Genomic DNA, 22067 nt, shown 5'->3' on the forward strand with positions numbered 1-22067 from the left:
TTTTAAAACGCAGCATCGATTGCTCGATGCTGCATAAGATTAAAATAATGATTTGACAGCAGCTTCTATATCCTTATGGTTAGGAAGCATGTAAGTTTCAAGACTCATTGAGAAAGGAACAGGAGTGTTCAATGCTCCCACTCTTTTTATAGGAGCGTCGCATTCGTAGAAGCATTCTTCAGCTATAAGTGAAGCAATTTCTCCTGAAAATGCTCCTCTTTTTACTTCTTCACTCACAACCACAACTTTATGTGTCTTTTCAACTGACTTAAAGATTGTTTCTTTGTCAAGAGGATACAGTGACCTTAAATCAACAACTTCAGCATTGATACCATCCCCGGCTAAATCTTCAGCTGCCTTTATAGCGTCCATCACCTGTTTTCCATATGTTATGATTGTAACATCGGTTCCTTCTTTTTTAATGCAAGCCTTACCAAGAGGAACAGCCTTAAGTTCATCATCAACTTCACTTTTTACAGCATACAATGTCTTGTTTTCTATGAATATAACCGGATTGTCATCTTCAATTGCAGAAACCATCAATCCATAAGCATCCTGAGCATTTGACGGATAAACAACCTTCAGCCCCGGAACATGTGCAAGCCATGCTTCCAATGACTGTGAGTGCTGAGCAGCAGCACTGACTCCTCCGCCTTCAGGAAGACGTATAACCATTGGAAGAGTAATTTTTCCACCGGTCATGTACCTTAACTTAGCTGCCTGATTGACAATCTGATCCATACCTACAGTTACAAAGTCCATGAACATAAGCTCTGCAATGGGTCGTAAGCCGCATGCAGCAGAACCTACAGCTGCTCCTATGATTGCTCCTTCAGAAATAGGAGTATCTCTCACACGTCTGTCTCCAAACTCATCAAACATACCGGCGCTAACACCAAAACATCCGCCGAATTTACCAACGTCTTCACCGAAAAGAAGAACATTTGGATCATCCATCATTTTTTTTCTCATTCCTTCTCTAATTCCTTCAGCATATGTCATTGTTCTCATCTTATTCTTCCCTCCTCAACTATATCAGTGTATACATCTTCTAAAGCTGATTCCAAGGCTGGCACTTTGCTGTTGTCTGCAAATGCATTTGCTTCATCAATCATATTATCAACATCAGCATTCATTTTTTTGATTTCTTCTTCAGTCATTATGTTGTTTTCCTTCAGATAATTTTCCATCCTTGGTATTGGGTCTTTCTTAAGCCATGCTTCTAATTCTCCCGAAGGTCTGTATACTGTGGGGTCTCCTTCAAAGTGTCCCCTAAACCTATATGTCTTACATTCAATGAGCGTAGGTCCCTGTCCTTTTCTTGCTCTTGCAACTGCTTCACCCACAGCTTCATAAACTGCAAACACATCGTTGCCGTCAACTGTAACTCCCGGCATGTTGTAAGCTGTTGCTCTTACAGATACATCAGTAATTGCCTGATGTCTTGCCTGGCTTACGGAAATTCCATATCCGTTGTTTTCGCATACGAATACAACCGGAAGTTTCCAGATGCTTGCCAGGTTCAGCCCTTCGTGGAATGTGCTCTGGTTTGTTGAGGCATCCCCAAAGAAGCATACACATACCTGATCTGTTCCTTTATATTGAATTGCAAGTCCCGCTCCGGCTGCAATGTTATGTCCTGCTCCTACTATTCCGTTAGCTCCCAGTATCCCCTTTGATGCGTCAGCTATGTGCATTGAACCGCCTTTACCTCTGCAATAACCATTTTCTTTTCCGAAAAGTTCAGCCATCATGAAGTTTAATTCTCCGCCCTTTGCAATAATGTGGCCATGGCCTCTGTGAGTGCTTGTAATGTAGTCATCTTTTCTTAAATTTGCGCAGGCTCCTGTAGCAACAGCTTCCTCACCAAGATAAAGGTGAACAAATCCCGGAATTTTGCCCTCAGCAAACTTATCCATTGCTCTTGTTTCAAATTTACGAATTTTTAACATGGTCAAATACATTTCTTTTAATTGCTCATTTGATATTTTCAAAATATTACCTCCCATCGTTATTTTATTCCTACTTTTACACAAGCTATGCAAGCTTCTATTGAATCATCCCTGTCACCGAATCTTGTAAAGTAAAGGCCGTCTGTTTTAAGCCCTCCCTTTACGGCATCGACAGTTACCTTTCCCACTGGGAAACACTTTTCAATTTCTTCCTTATTCACTTCTTCAGGTCTTGATACAGCCACCGTCACATCAATAAATACGTTTTCATCAATGTTGTCCTGAGAAAATCCTGCCACTTCATTGAGTCCTATAAGGCAGCTTTTAGAAATGGCATCCTTTGAAGCCTTCACAGCAGCCTTTGTAACATCCTGTCCGTGAAAATCAATTCCCATTCCAAACTCAATTACAAACTTTTTCGTAATACCACCCCCTAGAAAAATTCATCACCGCTTTTATTGCCCAGGCCGGGATGAATGTCAAACCTTATTGCTCCCACAACCGATTTTCCTTTTACTGCTTCGCTTACCATAAAAGTTCCTTTGTTTCCGAAGCCTCCGCACAGTTCAATTGCTGAAACTCCTTCATCAGCAAGCTTCTTTGCCGTTTCCACAGCTTTTTCATAAGAGTTTACGCCCACTGTTGTTAAAATAACATCTCCAGTATCTATAACAGATTTATGAACTTCCGGATCTCCTTGTGGTGCTATAAATATGAACGCTCCTTTAAGAGGCATATATGTTCCTCCTTTCTTTTATTTGTCTATATATAAGCATAAACCGTGCCAAGCTTGAAAAATTATTATATAAATTTATTTGCTTGTTAAATTCAAGTAATACTCGGCTTTATTCAAAATTTTTTATAAATTTTTCTCTGTGTTGTCTCAAAAAAAATCTCATTTTGAGACCAGAATCTCACCTTGAGATATAGTTTTATTTTTAATAGCTTGATTTACAAAAAAACAGCAGTCTCATTTTGAGACTGCTTATTGATTATGGCAAAATTGTTTCAATAATGTAATGGAGGACTACTGTCCTCCCGAAGATAACAAAACTATTGAATTAATAATACGGGCGGATACAAGATCCGCCCCTACGGAATGATGATTAAAAATTACTGTGTATTTGAAATCCTACACGTAGGGGAGGACTACTGTCCTCCCGCAAGAATATTGGATTTATAACACGGACGGTCACAAAATCCGCCCCTACGATTTGTGGAAAATTAGGTTTGTCAATAGTCTGTGCAGTCTCATTTTGAGACTGCTTCATATTTATAAGAGTTGTTCATGTCAATGGAATACATCTTTATTTTTCTGTATATAGTTGCCCTGCTTATATTCAAATCATTGGCAGCCATGATTATATTTCCCTTGTTTGCTGAAAGTGCCTTTAATATGCTTTCCTTTTCAATATCCTTAAGGTTATAGGTCGTTGCTGCTTTTTCATGTTCCTTGAAGTCATTTGATGCTTCAGTGCTTTTTGGGAATGTAACGCTGCTTATGAGAACTTTGTCAGACATGTAGTATGCTCTTTGAACAACATTTTTCAGTTCTCTTACATTTCCAGACCATTGGTGCTTCATGAGCATTTCCTCAAAATATGGACTGAATTTTTTATATATTCCATCATTTTCTTCATTGAGCCCCTTCAAAAAATACCTTGCAAGCTCAATGATGTCGTCCTTCCTTTGCCTCAATGGAGGTATTTTTAAGTTGATTACATTGAGCCTGAAATACAAATCCTGTCTGAAGGATCCTTTTGAAACTTCATCTATCAGGTTTCGGTTTGTTGCCGAAATTACTCTCACATCCAGGTCTCTTTCAAAAGAACCGCCTATTCTCACAATTTTATTGTTGTCCAGAACCCTCAAAAGTTTTGGCTGTACTTCAAGAGGAACTTCACCTATCTCATCGAGAAAAATTGTTCCTCCATTGGCCAGTTCAAACTTGCCCGGCCTTCCTCCCTTTACAGCCCCCGTAAATGAACCGCTTTCATATCCAAACAACTCACTTTCAAAAAGCTCCTTTGGAATGGCAGAGCAGTTTATAGCAATGAATGGACCGCTGCTTCTGTTGCTTTCGTTGTGAATAGACTGGGCATACAGTTCCTTGCCTGTTCCGCTTTCCCCTTCAATCAAAACAGAACAGTTTGTTTTAGAAATTTTCTTGGCAGTGCTTATGAGCTCATTCATTCTCACATCTGTTGTGACAATGCTGTCAAATGTATAGTTTGCATTAAATCCTGCAAGCCTCATTACTTCCTTCCTCACCTGCTTTGCTTCCTTCATGAGCATTACGGCTCCTGTAACTTCATTGCCAACTGTTATTGGAGAAATGTTCAATGAACATTCTATTTTTTTTGCTCCTATTGAAATTGTGTAATCAGAAAAACTCATTTTGTTTTTGTTTTCTAGAATGTTTTTTTGTATGTCAATTCCTTTGAATATTTTTCCTATATCAATACTAAATATGTCTTCTTCCTCCATGTGGAAAAGATCCTTTATTTTATTGTTTATTCGCATTATGTTAAGAGAACTGTCAACAACCATTATACCATCGAGTATTGCATCAAAAGTTGTATCCATAAGATGGTATGATTCAGCAATCATAAGCTGTTTTTCAATGCAGTTTGCACTTGAAACCGCAATGCCGTATGTATGTGTCTGCACATCTTTTGCACGGCCTGAAATGTCAAAGCATCCGATTACTTCTCCCTTGCTGTTGTGAATGGGTGCCGCAGAACAAGTCCACTGGTGATGATATTCGCAGTAATGTTCAGGGCCCAGAACCTGTATGGGTTTGTCGGCAGCAAGACATGTTCCTATGGCATTTGTGCCCACGCTTTTTTCATCCCACAGCGAACCCTTAACAAAATTTATGGTGTCGTGAATGTCCTTTATATCGCTGTTGATAATCAAATCTATGATTATTCCCTTTTCATCAGTAAGAACTACGCTGTAACTTGTGGACTTAACCATTTCATAAACGTTTTCCATTATAGGACGGGTTAGCCTTATCATTTCTCTTTTGTTGTATATGCTTTTTTCAAGCACACCATCCTCAACCTTTGTTCCTTTTCCGGACTTATAATCAACGCCTAGCTTTTCGCACCTTTGCCATGATTCAAGGATATCAGTTTTAATATTTTCAAGAACAACTCCCTCTTCCACATATGACTGCCATTTTTTCCTTAATTCACTGAACAATTTATCATCTCCTTTATTTTTGGATGATTATGATTAGATGTATTATGATAACATATTTATTCTTTGTGTTCAATCGTTTTCATAATCTGAATTATGACAAGGCACCAATATATTATGCATATGGAATTGCCGGGCTGAATCATGCTATTGCTCCATATTCATAAGTGTGCTCCATTTTATTCCGGTGCTTTTTTCATTTTGCATAACGCCTACCATCACTTCATCATTTTTTTCATCTTCAAAGTAATGCTCCAGTGCAAGCTTCAATACATCTATGAACTTGCGGTTCATTGCTTCCTGCTTTGGAATCCAGTGAAGTGATCCTTCGTCATTTTGCAAAACCATTTTTGTATTTGTTCTTCCGAAATAAACATAATTTATTACCGTTTCATCCTTTTCTCTTCTTAAAAGCATGTACTTAAGTTTTAAATTTTCCACATTGTAATCCTTTAAACCTGTCTCCTCATAAATTTCTCTTATGACTGCTGAATATGGATCATTTATTTCTTCCGGCTCAACATGTCCGCCCACTCCATACCAGAAGCCTGGCATACGCTTGTTTGTTTCTGACCTTTCCATCAGCAATACATCATCATTGTTCATTAAAAAAGCTGTTGCAATATTTCTGAATTTCATTTTCCACCCCGTTAATCAACCGACACTTCAAGAATAGCGCCGTTTTCTATGAGAATTTTTTTAAGAATTTCTGTATCCACATGCTGCACAGCAGTGTCTTTGTCAATCGCCATGGAAGCTGCAATTCCTGCGGCTTCACCCATTATCATGTATTGAGGCTCCATTCGAAGTGATGAATACGCAATGTGGCTTGCAGACACACAAACCGTAACAATAAGATTATCTGCTTCTGAAATTTTAGGCATCATAACCCTGTATGGAATCTGATAAGGAGTAACTGGAATTTGCAGTTCTCCTTCGTTTTGAACATAGCCATCCAATGTGAGATATCTTTGGACGTTGTGAGAATCTATGTTGTAAGAACCCATACCAATGGCATCAAACTTTAATTTATCATGTCGAACATCTCGTTCTGTCATGACATAATCACCCACCATGCGCCTTGCTTCTCTTATGTAAAGCTGGTACGGCCAATAATCGTTGTCAACAAATTCATCCCCCGCATAACCCCACTTCTTAGCATCCGCTCTGAGTTCTGCCGGTACAGCTTCATCATTTGTCACAAAATATAACAGCCCCTGAATATACTCTTTATGTTCTTTTCTGATTTCTTCCCTTTGCTGGTAATCAGCTTCAGGATACAGATAGCTCCCTCCTATGTAATCTGTGGAAAATGGTCCTGAATTATTTATGTCATACTTGTTGTTAGGCAATGGTCCAAAAAATATAATATCTGAAAATTTTATGCTTCTTCCTTCACTTTCCTTTAAGAAATTAAGCCAGGCCGCAACGAGCAGATATCTTTCCCTTCTGTAGTTTTCAGGCTTTGAAAATGGAACCTGGTTGTTTGGATTGTTTGTTAGGCACAATCTGTAATTGTATGATTGCACAATCTCATCACCGCTGCCTGCTGGTCCCGGAAGCCTGGTGGAAATTTCTTCATATAAGGTTCCATTTTTATCAAAAGCCTTTAGGTTATAATAAAAATTATTTCTCCCAAGAGGAGGAAGAACCCCTGCAAAACTTTCCTGGTAAACATCATTGCTTTCCCTGCCCACTGTATATGATACGCTTGATTTTGCCATGAGATCGCCTTCATAGGTGCTGTCGATAAAATTCTGAGCATAAAATAATAAGCCGTCCAGCATTTCAATGCTTAATATGGAAGTTCCGTCTTTTTTCACACCGCCTTTTTCCTTTAGAAGGCTGTTAAAATAAACATGGATGTTTTCCTCCTGCAGCATTTTTTTAAAAATCAGTTCTGCAACATGTGGTTCGTAAAACCAGCTTATTTTTTTGCTGTAATGCCTTCCTGCCAATTCAAAAAATTCTTTTGTCATTCCTCCTATTACTTTTATGTTTCCGTGATCCGTGTAGCTTAAGCCCCCGGAAACCATGCCGCCTAAGTGAGACGTCTGTTCTATGAGTGCAACATCCTTTCCTTCTCTTGAAGCAGAAACTGCTGCCATAATCCCCGAAGCTGTTCCTCCGTAAACAACAACATCATAAAAAAGAGGATACCTTACAAAGTCAACCTTCATTGGCTGCTGCCTGAGCTTTATGTTTGAAGACTTGTAGTCCTCATCATCAACAGTGAACCGTACCTGTTCCGTCCCGAAAAATCTCCCAAAAGTATTTGTTAAGCTCTGAAGAATCATTCCTTCATGCATGGCTTCCACATTCATGCCGCTAAGAAATTCCATGCTCAAATCGATGTGAAGTGTATGGTCCATATCCATGTCAAGCTTGTTAATGCGGCTATTTTTGGGAAGCACCCTCACATTACCCTTAACAACATCATAGTAGGCAGAAGTAAACACTTCCTCTGTTATATCATTTGTACTGAATTCTATTTTTTCTGAAACATTTCTTATTTTCATATCTTTTAGGTCAGGAAAATAAAAATTGATTTCTTCAGTCAGTTTGTAGTTCCTTTTAATTTCACTTAAGTAATAAGTATTTTGAGTTATTTTTGCATTGTCTTTAAAATCAGATGAAGCTTCCTCGCTTATGACAATAGATTTCACAAGTCCCACTCCCTTGGCGTAATATTCAACAGTCCTTTTGTTATCCCATACGGTAGTAACCTCTACTGCACTGTACATCTCGATTGGAGTAGAAACCATTGCAGTTGTTGAAGTAATTGTTCTGACGCCTCCTCCGTTTACAGACCAATGTCTTCCTTCTTCTATTGGACCCATCATAAGAATTTCCATATTACCTGGATAGTTCATGAGATTTTTTCTGAAATAACTTTCTTCCTGTGATAATTTCATCATTGCCTTATTGTCTGAAACCTGAATTACTGAAATATTCACTTCATCAGCATATTTTGTTCGTAACTGCATCATGTCTTCACTTACATAATCTATAGTCATTTCATAAATTTCATCATTTTCTGCTGTAATGTAAGTATACTTTGTATCCTTCAAAACAGGAAAGTAATCAATGACCATGTCAATTTGAGTATGTGGTTCCTGATCATCAGACTCTGAAACCTCTCCCGTATCTTCTATTTGTTCCTTCAGATAAATTTCTTACATGGAATATAAAAGAAAAGCAAAAGCTATAGTAATTACAAAGATAACAACTCCTCGAACGTTTTTTTTCATTAAATCACCCCTTTTGATGCCTTACTATATTTATACCTTTCATTTAAAATAATAAACCACTAATGAAATTATTTTTTATGGTAATTAAAAATTATTGTTTACATTTTAACGAATAAATGTTAATATATTTTTAATTAAATATTTTGTATATTAATTTTGCGAAATTGATTTTCCTAAAGCACAAGCCATGGATGCAATTCGTTAGGGTATAGCTGGAAACGTCTATGCCTCCCGTTGGAAAGTAGAATTAATTGCAGAGGTAATTTTTGTACTTTTATGTACCATTACATCTACAATTGCATCTTTCTCGGGAAAGATGTTTTTTTATTTATATAAAATATTTATAAAATGAAGGCAGCTGTTGACAAAGATATCCTCCCCGGATAATTTAATTTCGTTGTAGGGAAGTCGCGTCTCCTTACACTTTATTGCTGTCCTTCATTTTATTTTTGGGAAAAAAAAGACCGCATTGCGGCCTTCATAGTTATTTACTTCCTTCCCCTTTTGTTGTAATCCATTTCTATTTCGCTCTTCCAGTCTGCTTCAACTTTCTTCCCTTTTCTGAAATTGCTAACGGCTTCACTTACAACTTTATAATTAAGCATTGTTCCTTCCGAATCAGGGCAGAAATTTGCTGCACGTTCTTCATCAATTCCAAGGTTTAAAGCAGTTTCAGCCGCATCTATGTTTGCACCAAGGAATATGAAGTCCCATGCGTATTTTGACTTCTTAAGCTCAATCATGTCCTTGATTTTCCTGAACGTGAATTCCTTGCTTGAATTTTCCATTCCATCTGTGATTATTACAAAAATCACTTTGCCCGGTCGGAACTGTTCACTTGATTCTGAAATTGACTTTGAGATTCTGCTTATGGTTCTTCCAATGGCATCAAGAAGAGCCGTGGAGCCACCTACAAAATATTCCTCTTGGCTTAAAAAGTTTACATTTTGTATGTTCAATCTTTCGTGGAGCAGTTCATAATTGTTGTCAAACAAAACCGTTGTCACAAGAGCTTCTCCTTCTTCTTTTTTTTGTCTCTTAAGCATTGAATTGAAGCCTCCTATTGTGTCCTGTTCGAGTCCGGACATAGAACCGCTTTTGTCAAGTATGAACACCATTTCAGTTAAATTATTTTTCATTTTTACCCTCCATTCATTTGTTAATATGAGGATAACATTTTAATAAAATAAAAGGTCGCTTTAAAAGCGACTTATACTCCAAGCAAGTTTTGATCAAATGCAAACAATGCCTCATTTATTTCAAATATGTTGTAAATTTCTTCCTCAATAAAATATTCCACAATTATGTCAAACTTGCTGCTGTGGGAAAGTGCATATCCTGCCCTTCGGAGCAAATCCTTTGTTTCATCAATGCCCAGCTCCAAAGAAACAGCAAGCGCCAGGACAGTTGACTTTCTCGGACTGTAGTCCTTGTCGGTTCTGATTTTTGAAAAAAGCTTTCTGTCTATGTTGGCTTTTTTGTATGTTTCAACATCTGTCTTTCCCTTTTCGTCAATTATGCGAAGAAGCATCTGAGAAAAAGTTTCGTCAAGTTCCGTAACAACATCTTCAAGTTTTCTTATGCCTTTAGCCGGAGCTACTTCATATTCCTTAAGACTCGGAATTTCCAGTCTGTCTTCCTGAACCTCAAAGCTTTGAATTTTTCTGTAGTGGTCACTTTCAAATTTATCCCGGACGTATTTGTCGTCTATGTACTCTTCTATAGACTTGTACAACTTTTCGCTTAAATCAAGGGCTTTCTTGTCAAACACCGCAAGGTAGACAGTCATGTCATTTTCAAGGAGAAATTCCTGGATTGCTGCCATGGCAACCCTTAATGCCTTGTCCTTTGGATAACCATAAATGCCTGATGAAATCAGAGGAAAAGCAATGGATTGGAGATTATTCTCCTTTGCAAGATTAAGAGAATTTAAATAACAGTCTCTTAAATGCTTTTCTTCACTGAAGTTTCCACCTTGCCATATGGGGCCCACTGTATGGATAATATATTTTGCAGGAAGTGCATATCCTTTTGTAATAACTGCTTCACCAACATCACAGCCGCCTATGGAGTCGCATTCCTTTTGCAGTTCTTCCATTCCAGCAGCATTAAAAATTGCGCCGCACACACCACCGCCCATTTTAAGCCTTGTGTTAGCTGCATTTACTATAGCATCAACATTCATTTTAGTAATATCATTTCTGATAATTTCAAATGGCATAGTTACTCCCTTCTGCTTATAGCATTACTGGTATATGCTGTTTAAAAAACTTTTTCCAGTCTTTGTCCTGAAATACTTTTGCTCAATTATCTCTGTCTGTTCTTTTTGTATATTTTCTTCAAAAATGTTTACCAGAAAATCTGCTTCCACAAGTATTTGAAAATCAATTCCGTCTATTTTGCTGTATGTATGGTGATTGCCTATTAAAAACTCAATTCTTTCTTTTATGTCTTCGCTTAAATTGAATTTAGCCATGATTTCCCTTGCGGCAGGTGGTCCTTCAATTTCCTGGTAAATTCCTGCCGAAGAAGAATATTTTCTTTCGCTTTCCTTTATTCCAATGTCGTGCAAAATTGATGAAATTTCAAGAGCTTCCTGTTCTTCCTTTGAAATTTTTTCAAGTTCTCCTATGCTTTTGGCATAGGCGTACACCTTCAGTGCGTGGTTTATTCTTACTGCATCTTTTTCAAAATATTCAATCATCTTTTTCATTATTTTGCTTACATTATTCAATTTATCACCTGCCGATTTATGAATTACAAATCCATGACCATTGTGTAGAGATTGTGTGTTTTTTTCTTGTAATCCCTTTTTGCTTCTTTAACTTTTTTATAACCAAGAGATGACCAGAACATTACACCGTTAGTGTTTTCCTCTACTGCACCAAGCCTAAGCATTTTTGCTCCTGAATTTATTGCCAGATTTTTAACTGCATCATGTGACATCCTGCCCAGACCATTTTTCCTTTTCTCAGGATCTATGAACATGAGTCCGATTATCCATGAATCAGGTTCAGGATAATTTTTCACAACTTCTATAAGTCCTGAAAGTTCATTTTCAGCACTAAAAATTCCAACAACAAATTTATCCTCGTAAGTGTTGTTTGGAGGAAGAGATGTGAAAATTTCCACTGCATCCTCATAATCCGGATATGTTCCGTCATGGAGAAGGTAATAGTCTGAGCACCTTTTGCACAGTCCATATACCTGATTAATGTTGTCTTTTTCATGCATCGTTTTTACTTTATATCCGTTTTTTAAATCAATGCTGATTTCCATATTCCCCTCATAATTATTCTAGTTTTCGTGGCGGTATCATAGTTAGCGGTTCTAAAAAACACCATGAACAATCTGCAACGAAACAAATTATTCTTCATTCCACTGCTTCACAAGAGCCACTGCATAATCCTTTTCAATTTTAGATACTTCCTTGTTGTCTATGAGTGCTTTCAGCTTGTCATCACGTACCCATTTGCACATTTCTCTGCTGTAACCGTAATAATCGTGCTCGTTTGTCTTAACAATAAGCTCTTTGTTTTTGTCAATATAATATGTTGCAAACAAATCAGCATAAATGTCTGTAAATTCCCAGTACATTTCATAGTCAAACAACGGTTCAAAAACATCAAGAAGTTCTCCGTAGTACCAGCTTTGTTTTTCCTTTGGTCTGTTAAAACGGGTCCATACTTCTTCCTGCATAACAGCATAATCTGCCTTAATGCTTCTTAAATTTGAAAGCTTGTCGGCCAGAGCCAAAAGCATAACATCCATATCCGCTTCCCTGCCAAGGTAATCAATTGTGTGCTGCTTTCTTACTTCCCATGATTTTGACTTATCTTCTGAACAAGCAGCTACAATTGCTGCAACTTCACTTCCAAATTCTCTTTCAATGTCGTCTATTTCAACATGGGTGTCTTCCACAGTGTCATGGAGAAGTCCAGCAATTATGAGATTTTTGCTGCATTTGTTTTCTGTGAGTATGTGGGCAACCTCAAATGGATGCACTATGTAAGGAGCATCTGAGCCTTTCCTTACCTGGTTTCTGTGAGCTTTCGCTGCAAATTCAATAGCTTTATGTATCATTTTATCACTCCGAAATTTTTATAATTTTTATATTTTAACCGACTTGAAGGACATTGTTCTTTGAAAGCCATTCCTGCAAGGGCCTAATTAATTCTTCCTGTTTAAGCACTTCCTTCATCTTCGACTGAACATAAAAAACATCAGCAATATTTCCGCCTTTTCTTTCAATGCGCTCAGTCATTGATTTAATAACTGCTGTTGGTTCCTTTTCATCAGCCAGCGTCAGGAATATATAAACATTCTTATTTTTAAAATTCATGCTGTGAATGATGGAATTTAAAGGCGTTGAACTGTGGCCTGCCCACACCTGGCCTCCAATAAAAATATTGTCATAGCCGTCATCATTCAAATCCGTGCTTTTGATTTTGCCTTTAAGCCCAATTATTGATGAAAATGCTGCCCATGCAAAGCCTGCTGCTTCCGGTTCCTTGACCATTTCGATTTTTTTAAGCTCCCCTCCGGTCAAATTTGATATTTCCTTTGCCACAGCTTCAGTATTGCCGCTTAAGGTGTAATAAACAACTAAATTCTTCATTGCTCTCCTCCATTATATTGAGACTGTATCAAAATTTCCTTCTGCATTGCAATAGCTGTAAAATATTGTATCCTATTCTATTATTATCTCTAATTTCTTTCTTGTCAACAAAAAGGCTTAAATTCTTAAATATTTGCAAAGAATATTTTAGTTTTAATTGTTGAAAATATATACTGTTAATGATATACTCTTCTTCATGTATAAAACGAGGAGAACTTATTTATGAAAATTGGATTTGACAACAATAAATACTTAAATATGCAATCTGAACACATTAAAGAAAGAATTGCACATTTTGACAATAAGCTTTATCTTGAATTCGGCGGGAAATTATTTGACGATTACCATGCATCAAGAGTGCTTCCGGGCTTTCTGCCGGACAGTAAGCTGAAAATGCTGTCTCAGCTCAAAGACCAGACAGAAATTATCATTGCCATAAATGCCGATGCAATAGAAAGCAACAAAATCCGAGGAGATTTGGGAATTACTTATGACGATGATGTTTTTCGTCTTATAGATGCATTCCGCAACATGGGATTTTTTGTGGGAAGTGTTGTTATAACTCAATACACAGAAGGCGCTGCAACAAAACAGTTCCGCCGCAAGCTTCATGAACTGGACATCAAATCATATCTTCATTACAAAATAGAAGGGTACCCAAGCAACATTAAACTCATTGTAAGCGATGAAGGCTATGGCAAAAATGATTATATCGAAACTGAAAGACCTTTAGTTGTTGTAACCGCTCCGGGACCTGGAAGCGGAAAGATGGCAACATGTCTTTCACAGCTTTACCATGAAAACAAGCGCGGTGTGAAGGCTGGATACGCAAAGTTTGAAACTTTCCCTATCTGGAACCTGCCTCTTCACCATCCGGTTAACATAGCATACGAAGCAGCAACAGCAGACCTTAACGATGTTAACATGATTGACCCGTTTCATCTGGAAGCATACGGCAATCCTACAGTAAATTACAACAGAGATATTGAAATATTCCCTGTATTAAATGCAATATTTGAAAGTATTTTTGACAAGAGCCCTTATAAGTCCCCAACAGACATGGGTGTTAATATGGCAGGAAACTGTATCACTGACGACCAGGTGTGCAAAGATGCTTCCAAACAGGAAATCATAAGAAGATACTACCAGGGCCTTTGCGACATAAAAAGAGGACGCTGCTCAAAAGATGTTCTTTACAAATTGGAACTTCTCATGAAACAAGCAGGAGTTTCGGAAAGTGACCGCAAAGTTGTTGAACCTGCACTCAAGCGTGAAGAAGAAACAGATTATCCGGCAGTTTCCATAGAACTTCATGACGGTCAGATTGTAACAGGCAAGACTTCAGATTTGCTTGGAGCTTCAGCAGGAGCTCTTTTAAATGCCATAAAAACTCTTAGCGGAATTGATGATGAAGTTCACCTTGTTTCTCCTGAAGCAATAGAACCTATTCAAACATTGAAAACTTCTTTTCTGGGAAGCTGCAATCCAAGACTTCATACAGATGAAATATTGATTGCACTTTCTGTGAGCGCTGCAAACAACCCGGAAGCAAGACTGGCACTTGAACAGCTTCCTAATTTAAAAGGCTGTGAAGTTCATTCAACAGTGCTTCTTTCATCTGTTGATGAGCAAATATTCAAGAAACTTGGAGTTCATCTAACTTGTGAGCCTAAATACGAATCCAATTGCATATACCATAAACATTAAAATAAATCCCAAGCATTGCTTGGGATCAGACTATTGAAAAACCCCCGACGCTGTCATCCTGAGTGAAGCGAAGGATCTCATCTTTACTTAAAACATGAGATTCTTCGAGCAAGCTCTCAGAATGACAACGTCCAACATAAACTTTGTTATCAACCTAATCCCAAGCATTTGCTTGGGATTTCATTATTTTAAAAGCATATCTTTTGCAATTTCCAGGCACTTTGCCCCGTTTGACTTATCTCCTGTGCACTGAAGAAGGAAGTTGTTTCCTCCTCCTTTTCCGTTCATAATAACTCTGCATTTTTCAAATATATTCTTAATGTCATAATTCATGTTTTTTGACTGACCTATTACAAGGCTGCATCCAGTATCAGCTTCAGAAACCATTACTGCCACATAGTCTTCATCCTCAGTAATCTTAGAGCAAATATATCTTAAGTCCTTTACATCCTCATCTGACACTGAAAATATATACTTTAAATTTTCCTTCTCTATGGCATTTGTTTTTAAATCTCTTGCCTTATATTCATTGATACTGTTCTTGAGATTGTTCACATCTTTTTTTAATTGCTTGTTTTCATTAATAATTTTTTCAAAATTATCCATGATCATGTCTGCCCTGCAGGTCAAAATAGATGACAGAGCTGAAATATTTCTGTTTTTGATTATGTAGTCACCAAGTGCCCTTTTCCCGCAAAGGAATTCCACTCTTGTTCCCTGCTTGTATTTTTCAGTCTTTGTAACCTTTATAATTCCTATTTCTCCTGCATTTCTCACATGAGTTCCGCCGCATGCTGAAATGTCGCAGTCCTGGATTTCAATTATTCTCAAAACATCGAGTTTCAGAGGATCTTTTCTGAGATCAAGCTTCATTGCTTCTTCATAGGAATAATTTTTAGCGACAACAATTTTATTATCATAAATGATTTTGTTGCACAATTGTTCCGCCTGTTCAATCATATCTTCAGTGAGAGGTATGTCCAGATCTATTGTTGTATAATTATCGCTCATATGAAATCCCACAGTGTTTCCGCCGAACAAGTGAGAGACAGAATATGAAAGAATATGCTGTCCTGTATGCTGCTGCATATAGTCAAACCTTTTGCTGAAATTTATGTTAAGTTTAACTTTGCCGCTTATTTCATCCTTCAGAATGTGTACAATTTCATCGCCACATTCCTGCACATCACATACATCAATGTTGTTTATTGTTCCTTCATCCTTTGGCTGTCCGCCGGACATGTGAGGATAAAATATTGTTTTGTCAAGTATTGCCTCATAAAAATCATCTTTTTTAATACAGCTTATAACTTCTGCTTCAAGTTCAGTAAGGTAGGAATTTTCCTGATAAATTTTTTCGCTTGTCTTCATCTTGTCTCCTGTTAACAAATTATTATATTATTAATATAACACATTTTCACAAATAAATGAACAACAACTACGCAACAAAAAAGCGGCACATGCCGCCGTTTATTTATTTTATAACTCTTGTTGCTCCATAGTAATATTTAGAAAAATATCCTGATGACAATGTGTCAAGTTTTACAGTTTGTCCAGGTATTGGAGAATGTATAAAGTTTCCATCTCCAACATAAATTCCAACGTGATTCAGATTATACGAAGTTGATGAATACTTGAAGAAAACCAAATCCCCCGGCATAAGCTCAGATTTTTCAACTCTTACTCCTATTGAATACTGATCAGTAGAAGTCCTTGGCATGTCAATACCGAAATTAGCCATTACATATTTTACATAACCTGAACAGTCAAAGCCGCTAGGTGAACTTCCTCCCGCCACATAAGGAGTGCCGATGAACTGTTTTGCGTAATCTACCACGTTGCTTCCTGAAGGTGATTCTGTAGATTTATCTATTATTTTCACATATTCTGCAAACACATAGGCTGTTGCAGAGTTGTATTCTATTTCATACCAGCCGTTGCTGAGAGTTTTTATATTGAATGTGCTTCCTAAGGAAAGTTTCCCTAATATTTCTGTATCTGTTGAAGGACCGCTTCTTACATTAAGTATATTTACAGTAACTTTTCCCTGTTGAACAGGTTCTTGAGGAGTTGTTTCCTGAATTTCAGGTACTTGAATTTCTACTGATTGAACTTTATTGTCTTCATTTATGATTTCTGCTTGACTGTTTTCCTGTGTATCTAAATCATCAGCATTAATTTCTGTTGCAAATGCAGTTGTACATAGCATTATAGATGTTATTCCCGCAATGATAATCGTTTTCCTGAAATTGTTCATAATTTACCTGCTATTCAGAAGAAATGAATAGTACTCCCTTTTCTAATTTTTCCGGATTGAATTTCCATTGCCAAAATTTCTTAAAATTATACTGAATCTAAATGGTCTTAAAAATTTTAAAGTAAGATATTTCGACATTGAAAACGTATAACTTCAATTATTTTATCAAAAAAAGGAGAATTTGTCAATGCAAATATCATTTTCTCTTAATCTTATCCCAGTTTATCACCTTTCTCAACTGTTCTTTCAGGCTGTATAAGAACTACCCCTCCCTTTGAATATGTACCAAGTACAAGCACCTCCGAAATAAAATCTGCTATCTGTCTTGGAGGGAAATTTACAACTCCAAGCACCTGACATCCTATTAAATCTTCTGCTCTGTAAAAATCAGTTATCTGGGCACTAGATTTTTTAACTCCTATTTCATCTCCAAAATCAACCCAAAGCTTGTAAGCTGGTTTTCTTGCTTTCTCGAAAAATTCAACCTTGATTATTTCTCCCACACGAATATCAATTTTACTAAAATCATCAAATGTTGCCATATACCCTCCATTGTCCAATGTTTTCTTATTATTATATCACATTATATTTGTTTTCATATTGTTTTTTACACATACGCATCATTACATTTAAAAAAATAAACGCCTTAGAAAGACGTTTAATATTATTTTAGTTTAAATCAAGCATATTTCTATTATTACTAAGCATTCTAATAAACTCTTGAACCATGTCCGGATCAAACTGCGATGAACTGCACGTTATCAGTTCCTCTACTGCCTGCTCATAGGTTTTTCTTTTGTGATATGGCCTGTTTGAAGTCATGGCATCAAAACTGTCAGCCACACTTAGTATCCTCACAAGATAAGGTATTTCATCTCCCATTAATCCTTTAGGATATCCTGTTCCGTCATACCATTCATGATGGTGCAATATAAGAGGCAGCACTTCACTTAGAGCAGTAACAGTCCTTACAATCTGTGCTCCGTTTTCAGGATGTGTCTTGAGCAGATTCCACTCCTCATCTGTAAGCACGCCTATTTTGTTTAATACATCCTTGCTTATTTGAATTTTTCCTATATCATGTAGATACGCTCCATACCTCAATGTCTTTCTGTCATTGTCAGAAAGATTGAGATGGTTTGCCATAAGTTCGCAGTAAATAACTACTCTGTCTGTGTGAGCATATGTGTAACGGTCCTTTGCATTGATAACACTTATTAGAGTTTTTATGGAACTTATTAAATCAATATGTTTTTCGTCAATATCCTCTTTCAATTCTTCCAACACTGAATAATAACTTTCAACTCTGTTTTTATTGAAAAACTTTGCCCTGTACAAAGCATCATCAGCAGTATTGATTAGTTCTTTTTTGTTTTTAGCCTTTATGGGATAACATGAAACACCTATAGAAATAGTCAAATTTCCGTTAGGTTGATTTTCTTCACCTTCAAAATGTGTGTTTTCTACAGCATCTCTTAATCTGTTTCCTATTTCAACAGCTTCTTCCTCGCAGGTATCCGGCAATATAATTGCAAATTCTTCACCGCCGTATCTAGCAATCACATCATTTTCTCTTACATTTTTTTTGAATATTTCTCCGAACTTATTCAGCACAACATCACCTGCACTATGGCCATAAAGATCATTGTAATATTTGAAATGGTCAATATCAATGAATAAAAGCCCCAGTACCTTATTTGACTTGTCTGCTTCATGAATGTGCTCGGACAATGAATTTTGGAAATATCTGTGGTTGTATACGCCGGTCAACTCGTCAATATTTGCCAGATGCAATGTATTTTCTCTGTGCTGGTTTTCAAGTTTCACATAATAACCCAAAAGCCATGCCATTATCACAAATACTCCTGACAGCACCAAATCTGCTTCAAAATATTTGTTAACACCGGTTTTATACCCCAGTAAATCTATTATCAAAATAGCAACAGAGCTTATGACAGCAGTTGTTATGCCAGTATTGAAGCCATATTGAATTGTATTTGCAATTATTATAAATAAATACAGGAATTTGTACTGGCTTTCATGGAATCCTGATATACAAATCAGTCCTGTATATATGGCCATAAAAACTACACTTTCTATGAGGCTGCTTATATTATACACTTGTTCAATCTGATCTTTTTTAAAACTGTGCAGCCATCCCTCGCATATGAGAACAAAAATTCCAAACCCTATGAAGTTTAAGGCAACAATGTTATTTCCAATTGTATTGCTCACCCACGACATCATATAAAGGTTTTCTGGAAATTGTGTAAATATAACAATACCACATATCAAAAGAGAAATGAGCTTTAATACAGACAACATGTCGTATAATTTTTGTTTTCTATTTATGTCAATTTGCATCATTTTTATCACCTGCTTTGCATGTCCAATAAAAAGGGGTCATAAGACCCCTTTTTATTCTTCTCTTAATGATTTAGGTTCTTCTGGCTGATACATTCCCCACCAGCAAGCTGAAGCAGTAGTTGTTGTAGCTAAAAATGACAACATTACAGCTGCTAAAGTCATAACCTTCAATACTAGACCTTTTTTCATTTGTTCGCCCTCCTATTTAGTATAGTCGTACCCCCCATAAACGTATCTAAAGATTCTATAATTATGTGTCCAAGAGATACCAAAGTTATAGATTGCCATAAAATACCTGTGGATATACATACGGCAACAGTTAAAAAATTAATGTTATTTGTAAGTACATAAGCATATGTCATAACTATGTTTACAGCCAACATGCTTAAAGTAAACATCAAAGACTGCTTTTTAAGTCGTTTTCTTTTATCCGGATTTTTTAATGGTTTGTTGACACTGCCAACAGGACAATATTTAATCATAACATAGAAAACAAAAGCAAACTCTAATGCCATTAATCCAATTAAATATACAAATTCAATATTAATCATCAGATGTTTTACCAAAAGTCCAAGAACACAAAATATAATCATTCCAATAACAGCACAGTTCAATGGTTTAGTTGCATGGACTCCGCCTGAAAACTTCCTTAAAATTGCCGCTGCAAAGGAAATAATCATAGATTCAGCAAAAACCCCTAACAAAAGACCAAAAGCAGCAATTGCAAAAATAGACAATACAGTCTGAATTAGTGCAAACGCTCCGTAGGCAATAACCTCTTCCTGGTCATGTCCAAGGGATAAATTTGAAGAAACAACTGAAGCAAAGGATTTAGAAACCTTGTCAATCCAACTCATTTTTAATCCTCTTGCTTTTTAAATTAATAATTATAACTACAATCAAGTAATAGAATATCATTGAAGGAATACCTGCTATTACCGATAACAATGTTTGTCCAGACAATGCTGATGTAAAATTAAGAGAATTGTAGACAACAACCAGTATTATATCTGAAGAAAACAACAATATTACTGATGTCAAAGTAGCTTTAATAGCTTTATGTATCTCAATATTATTCAATTTAACAGCCAATGCAATATCAAACAAAATAGCTATAATTGTATGTACTCCGAAATGAATTGGTAAAAATCTTACAAAATAAATTCCGACACCTCCAATTACACCGGATATTAATACTTTTTTAAAATCAACTTCTGAATCAGATAAAAGACAAATTGCATACATAACTAAAAATGTTTCAGGAATTATTCTAATAAATAACGAATATATAGGTTGCTGAAGCATAAAATTCTCCAAGTTGAATCATATTTTTAATCTAAATTTTATTATGTTTCGTAAAAATTATAGCATTTAGTGTCGATAAATACAATGTTTTTTCAAAATAATTACAATTAATTAGGTAAAAAATGCTATATTAACAATTTTTTCCTTTATTCGAAAATATTAATGTAATTTAAGGAAAAAACTTCAAAATTACAATTAAAAACTAAACAGCTACACAGCAACAATCTAAAATCATCTCAGCAATAACTGCCTTCAACTTCTTTACAGTATTCTACCAGTTTGTTCTTTACATTGTCAGGTGAAAGGATTTTAACCTTGTTGCCAAACTGAAATATCCACCCCAGAAAAGGAGGACTTATTTGAACTCTCACAATTGCCATGAAGTTGTCCTGGTCGTATTTGTGTATTATTGTTTTTTCACCAAAGCGGTCAATTACAACACCAAGCAGAGAATTGTCAAACAATGCTTCCAAAGTTACTTCCTCCCCTCCAAACATACCAAACACTTTTTTGGCATGATCTCCAAAATTTATATGATCTCCTTGTTCTGCTGCTATTTCCAGAATTTCTATGTCTTCCATCTTGTCCACACGAAAGTGAGAAATTCTATCATGTTTTTCACAATCAGCAATCAGGTAGTAATTTTCATCATACCATGTGAGGGTATAGGGACTTGCTGTATATCTTTCACCATTGTTTCTGTATCTTTTTTTCTTGTCAACTGTATATTCAAAGTACTTGAAGGAAATTTGCCTGTGGGTTGCAACAGCAAGATGTATTCTGTCAACATTGCAGTAAATTTTTTCATTCATGGTTTTTACTCTGTCGGCCACATAAACCTGTCGTTTTAGCTGCAAAGCCTCGTAATTACTGGCTAGACTGCTTATTTTCCTTATGAGGTCTCTAGATTTTCTTTCAGTGATAAATTTTGACGATGCCACAGCATCTGCAAGAAGTTTAAGCTCTGCCAGTTCAAAAGTTCTGTCCCCGACATAGTAGCTATAAGTCTTTGATTTTTTGCATAAAATATCAATTCCGTAGCTTTTTAAGGAATCAATATCGTTGTAAATGCTTTTTCTTTCTGCATTTATGTCGTATTTTTTTAGTTCGTTTATAAGGTCTGGAACTGTTAAGGAATGTTCTGAGTCAGTTTTTTCGAAAAGAATTTTCAACAAATACATCAGCTTTAATTTTTGATTTGATAATTTAGACATTTTACCCCCCGATACAATGTTAATATATTTAATTGTGCTTTTAAAACAAAATTTCATAAATACCTGCTCCGACACTTAATTTATCGGCTGTATTTTATATAATTTTATAATTTCATATATTATTTCCAAGACCTGTTCCTGTGCATAATCAGGTATAATTGCTGCATCAACACCAGAATGTGCATATTTGAA

At 36.3% G+C, this 22067-nt stretch carries 22 protein-coding genes and 1 riboswitch; of the genes, 1 reads left to right on the plus strand and 21 read right to left on the minus strand.

Annotation, left to right across the window (positions count from 1 at the left end):
- Positions 1–39: 39 nt before the first annotated feature.
- The 13 genes from LY60_RS09100 to LY60_RS09160 all read right to left on the minus strand — a co-directional run bounded on the left by LY60_RS09100 (position 40) and on the right by LY60_RS09160 (position 13025).
- Complete coding sequence (locus LY60_RS09100; protein WP_145082626.1) at positions 40–1011, minus strand: alpha-ketoacid dehydrogenase subunit beta; 972 nt, start codon at positions 1009–1011, stop codon at positions 40–42.
- Positions 1008–1964, minus strand: coding sequence for a thiamine pyrophosphate-dependent dehydrogenase E1 component subunit alpha (locus LY60_RS09105; RefSeq protein ID WP_376752544.1), 957 nt, complete (start codon positions 1962–1964; stop codon positions 1008–1010). Before LY60_RS09105 ends, LY60_RS09100 begins: the two co-directional genes overlap by 4 nt.
- A 47-nt stretch (positions 1965–2011) precedes the next feature.
- The gene (locus tag LY60_RS09110; protein WP_281291835.1) at positions 2012–2395 is read right to left on the minus strand and encodes a Lin0512 family protein; all 384 of its coding nucleotides are present in this window, start codon (positions 2393–2395) and stop codon (positions 2012–2014) included.
- Positions 2386–2688 carry a DUF6506 family protein gene (locus LY60_RS09115; RefSeq protein WP_019229373.1) on the minus strand — a complete coding sequence of 101 codons (303 nt, stop codon included), beginning with the start codon at positions 2686–2688 and terminating at the stop codon, positions 2386–2388. Before LY60_RS09115 ends, LY60_RS09110 begins: the two co-directional genes overlap by 10 nt.
- 515 nt (positions 2689–3203) lie before the next feature.
- Positions 3204–5159, minus strand: coding sequence for a sigma-54-dependent Fis family transcriptional regulator (locus LY60_RS09120; RefSeq protein WP_145082630.1), 1956 nt, complete (start codon positions 5157–5159; stop codon positions 3204–3206).
- Positions 5160–5303: 144 nt separating this feature from the next.
- A complete protein-coding gene (locus LY60_RS09125; RefSeq protein WP_145082632.1) occupies positions 5304–5795 on the minus strand; it encodes an NUDIX domain-containing protein in 492 nt (163 codons plus the stop codon).
- Positions 5796–5806: 11 nt separating this feature from the next.
- Positions 5807–8227, minus strand: coding sequence for an FAD-dependent oxidoreductase (locus LY60_RS09130; RefSeq protein ID WP_212633471.1), 2421 nt, complete (start codon positions 8225–8227; stop codon positions 5807–5809).
- Between the two features lie 324 nt (positions 8228–8551).
- Positions 8552–8668, plus strand: a riboswitch (molybdenum cofactor riboswitch).
- 227 nt (positions 8669–8895) lie between these two features.
- On the minus strand, positions 8896–9546 hold the full coding sequence (locus tag LY60_RS09135) for a vWA domain-containing protein (protein WP_145082636.1): 651 nt from the start codon (positions 9544–9546) through the stop codon (positions 8896–8898).
- Between the two features lie 71 nt (positions 9547–9617).
- Positions 9618–10628, minus strand: a complete 1011-nt coding sequence (locus LY60_RS09140; RefSeq protein ID WP_145082638.1) for a macro domain-containing protein — start codon at positions 10626–10628, stop codon at positions 9618–9620.
- A 24-nt stretch (positions 10629–10652) separates the two neighbouring features.
- Positions 10653–11111 carry an HD domain-containing protein gene (locus tag LY60_RS09145; RefSeq protein ID WP_170226168.1) on the minus strand — a complete coding sequence of 153 codons (459 nt, stop codon included), beginning with the start codon at positions 11109–11111 and terminating at the stop codon, positions 10653–10655.
- Between the two features lie 53 nt (positions 11112–11164).
- The gene (locus tag LY60_RS09150; protein ID WP_145082641.1) at positions 11165–11686 is read right to left on the minus strand and encodes a GNAT family N-acetyltransferase; all 522 of its coding nucleotides are present in this window, start codon (positions 11684–11686) and stop codon (positions 11165–11167) included.
- Positions 11687–11773: 87 nt separating this feature from the next.
- Positions 11774–12490 (minus strand): HD domain-containing protein, encoded by a 717-nt coding sequence (locus tag LY60_RS09155; protein WP_145082643.1) that lies wholly within the window; start codon positions 12488–12490, stop codon positions 11774–11776.
- A gap of 34 nt (positions 12491–12524) precedes the next feature.
- The gene (locus LY60_RS09160) at positions 12525–13025 is read right to left on the minus strand and encodes a flavodoxin family protein (protein WP_145082645.1); all 501 of its coding nucleotides are present in this window, start codon (positions 13023–13025) and stop codon (positions 12525–12527) included.
- Positions 13026–13247: 222 nt separating this feature from the next.
- Here LY60_RS09160 and LY60_RS09165 point away from each other — a divergent pair, with 222 nt between their 5' ends.
- Positions 13248–14732 (plus strand): DUF1846 domain-containing protein, encoded by a 1485-nt coding sequence (locus LY60_RS09165; protein WP_145082647.1) that lies wholly within the window; start codon positions 13248–13250, stop codon positions 14730–14732.
- A 183-nt stretch (positions 14733–14915) separates the two neighbouring features.
- Here LY60_RS09165 and LY60_RS09170 read toward each other — a convergent pair whose 3' ends face one another.
- The 8 genes from LY60_RS09170 to LY60_RS09205 all read right to left on the minus strand — a co-directional run bounded on the left by LY60_RS09170 (position 14916) and on the right by LY60_RS09205 (position 21875).
- Complete coding sequence (locus LY60_RS09170; RefSeq protein WP_145082649.1) at positions 14916–16103, minus strand: alanyl-tRNA editing protein; 1188 nt, start codon at positions 16101–16103, stop codon at positions 14916–14918.
- 103 nt (positions 16104–16206) lie between these two features.
- Complete coding sequence (locus tag LY60_RS09175) at positions 16207–16989, minus strand: C40 family peptidase (RefSeq protein WP_145082651.1); 783 nt, start codon at positions 16987–16989, stop codon at positions 16207–16209.
- Between the two features lie 212 nt (positions 16990–17201).
- Entirely contained in the window at positions 17202–17531 is a 330-nt protein-coding gene (locus LY60_RS09180) for a tRNA-binding protein (RefSeq protein WP_145082653.1), read from the minus strand.
- 127 nt (positions 17532–17658) lie between these two features.
- Complete coding sequence (locus tag LY60_RS09185; protein WP_145082654.1) at positions 17659–19356, minus strand: bifunctional diguanylate cyclase/phosphohydrolase; 1698 nt, start codon at positions 19354–19356, stop codon at positions 17659–17661.
- A gap of 51 nt (positions 19357–19407) precedes the next feature.
- Complete coding sequence (locus tag LY60_RS09190) at positions 19408–19545, minus strand: cyclic lactone autoinducer peptide (RefSeq protein ID WP_019229352.1); 138 nt, start codon at positions 19543–19545, stop codon at positions 19408–19410.
- A complete protein-coding gene (locus LY60_RS09195) occupies positions 19542–20213 on the minus strand; it encodes an accessory gene regulator ArgB-like protein (protein WP_145082656.1) in 672 nt (223 codons plus the stop codon). The genes LY60_RS09190 and LY60_RS09195 overlap by 4 nt, the downstream gene beginning before the upstream one ends.
- Complete coding sequence (locus tag LY60_RS09200) at positions 20200–20661, minus strand: hypothetical protein (protein WP_145082658.1); 462 nt, start codon at positions 20659–20661, stop codon at positions 20200–20202. The genes LY60_RS09195 and LY60_RS09200 overlap by 14 nt, the downstream gene beginning before the upstream one ends.
- A 236-nt stretch (positions 20662–20897) precedes the next feature.
- Complete coding sequence (locus LY60_RS09205) at positions 20898–21875, minus strand: helix-turn-helix transcriptional regulator (RefSeq protein WP_145082660.1); 978 nt, start codon at positions 21873–21875, stop codon at positions 20898–20900.
- Between the last annotated feature and the right edge of the window lie 192 nt (positions 21876–22067).

Origin of the sequence: Sedimentibacter saalensis (assembly GCF_007830175.1) — a bacterium.
GTDB lineage: Bacteria > Bacillota > Clostridia > Tissierellales > Sedimentibacteraceae > Sedimentibacter > Sedimentibacter saalensis.

What these genes read in the sequence shown, in the direction of transcription:
- LY60_RS09100 (WP_145082626.1), bottom strand. Translation starts at nt 1,011, where the DNA reads ATGAGAACAATGACATATGCTGAAGGAATTAGAGAAGGAATGAGAAAA.
- LY60_RS09105 (WP_376752544.1), bottom strand. Translation starts at nt 1,964, where the DNA reads ATGTATTTGACCATGTTAAAAATTCGTAAATTTGAAACAAGAGCAATG.
- LY60_RS09115 (WP_019229373.1), bottom strand. Translation starts at nt 2,688, where the DNA reads ATGCCTCTTAAAGGAGCGTTCATATTTATAGCACCACAAGGAGATCCG.
- LY60_RS09125 (WP_145082632.1), bottom strand. Translation starts at nt 5,795, where the DNA reads ATGAAATTCAGAAATATTGCAACAGCTTTTTTAATGAACAATGATGAT.
- LY60_RS09135 (WP_145082636.1), bottom strand. Translation starts at nt 9,546, where the DNA reads ATGAAAAATAATTTAACTGAAATGGTGTTCATACTTGACAAAAGCGGT.
- LY60_RS09140 (WP_145082638.1), bottom strand. Translation starts at nt 10,628, where the DNA reads ATGCCATTTGAAATTATCAGAAATGATATTACTAAAATGAATGTTGAT.
- LY60_RS09145 (WP_170226168.1), bottom strand. Translation starts at nt 11,111, where the DNA reads ATGATTGAATATTTTGAAAAAGATGCAGTAAGAATAAACCACGCACTG.
- LY60_RS09150 (WP_145082641.1), bottom strand. Translation starts at nt 11,686, where the DNA reads ATGGAAATCAGCATTGATTTAAAAAACGGATATAAAGTAAAAACGATG.
- LY60_RS09155 (WP_145082643.1), bottom strand. Translation starts at nt 12,490, where the DNA reads ATGATACATAAAGCTATTGAATTTGCAGCGAAAGCTCACAGAAACCAG.
- LY60_RS09160 (WP_145082645.1), bottom strand. Translation starts at nt 13,025, where the DNA reads ATGAAGAATTTAGTTGTTTATTACACCTTAAGCGGCAATACTGAAGCT.
- LY60_RS09165 (WP_145082647.1), top strand. Translation starts at nt 13,248, where the DNA reads ATGAAAATTGGATTTGACAACAATAAATACTTAAATATGCAATCTGAA.
- LY60_RS09170 (WP_145082649.1), bottom strand. Translation starts at nt 16,103, where the DNA reads ATGAAGACAAGCGAAAAAATTTATCAGGAAAATTCCTACCTTACTGAA.
- LY60_RS09175 (WP_145082651.1), bottom strand. Translation starts at nt 16,989, where the DNA reads ATGAACAATTTCAGGAAAACGATTATCATTGCGGGAATAACATCTATA.
- LY60_RS09180 (WP_145082653.1), bottom strand. Translation starts at nt 17,531, where the DNA reads ATGGCAACATTTGATGATTTTAGTAAAATTGATATTCGTGTGGGAGAA.
- LY60_RS09185 (WP_145082654.1), bottom strand. Translation starts at nt 19,356, where the DNA reads ATGATGCAAATTGACATAAATAGAAAACAAAAATTATACGACATGTTG.
- LY60_RS09190 (WP_019229352.1), bottom strand. Translation starts at nt 19,545, where the DNA reads ATGAAAAAAGGTCTAGTATTGAAGGTTATGACTTTAGCAGCTGTAATG.
- LY60_RS09195 (WP_145082656.1), bottom strand. Translation starts at nt 20,213, where the DNA reads ATGAGTTGGATTGACAAGGTTTCTAAATCCTTTGCTTCAGTTGTTTCT.
- LY60_RS09200 (WP_145082658.1), bottom strand. Translation starts at nt 20,661, where the DNA reads ATGCTTCAGCAACCTATATATTCGTTATTTATTAGAATAATTCCTGAA.
- LY60_RS09205 (WP_145082660.1), bottom strand. Translation starts at nt 21,875, where the DNA reads ATGTCTAAATTATCAAATCAAAAATTAAAGCTGATGTATTTGTTGAAA.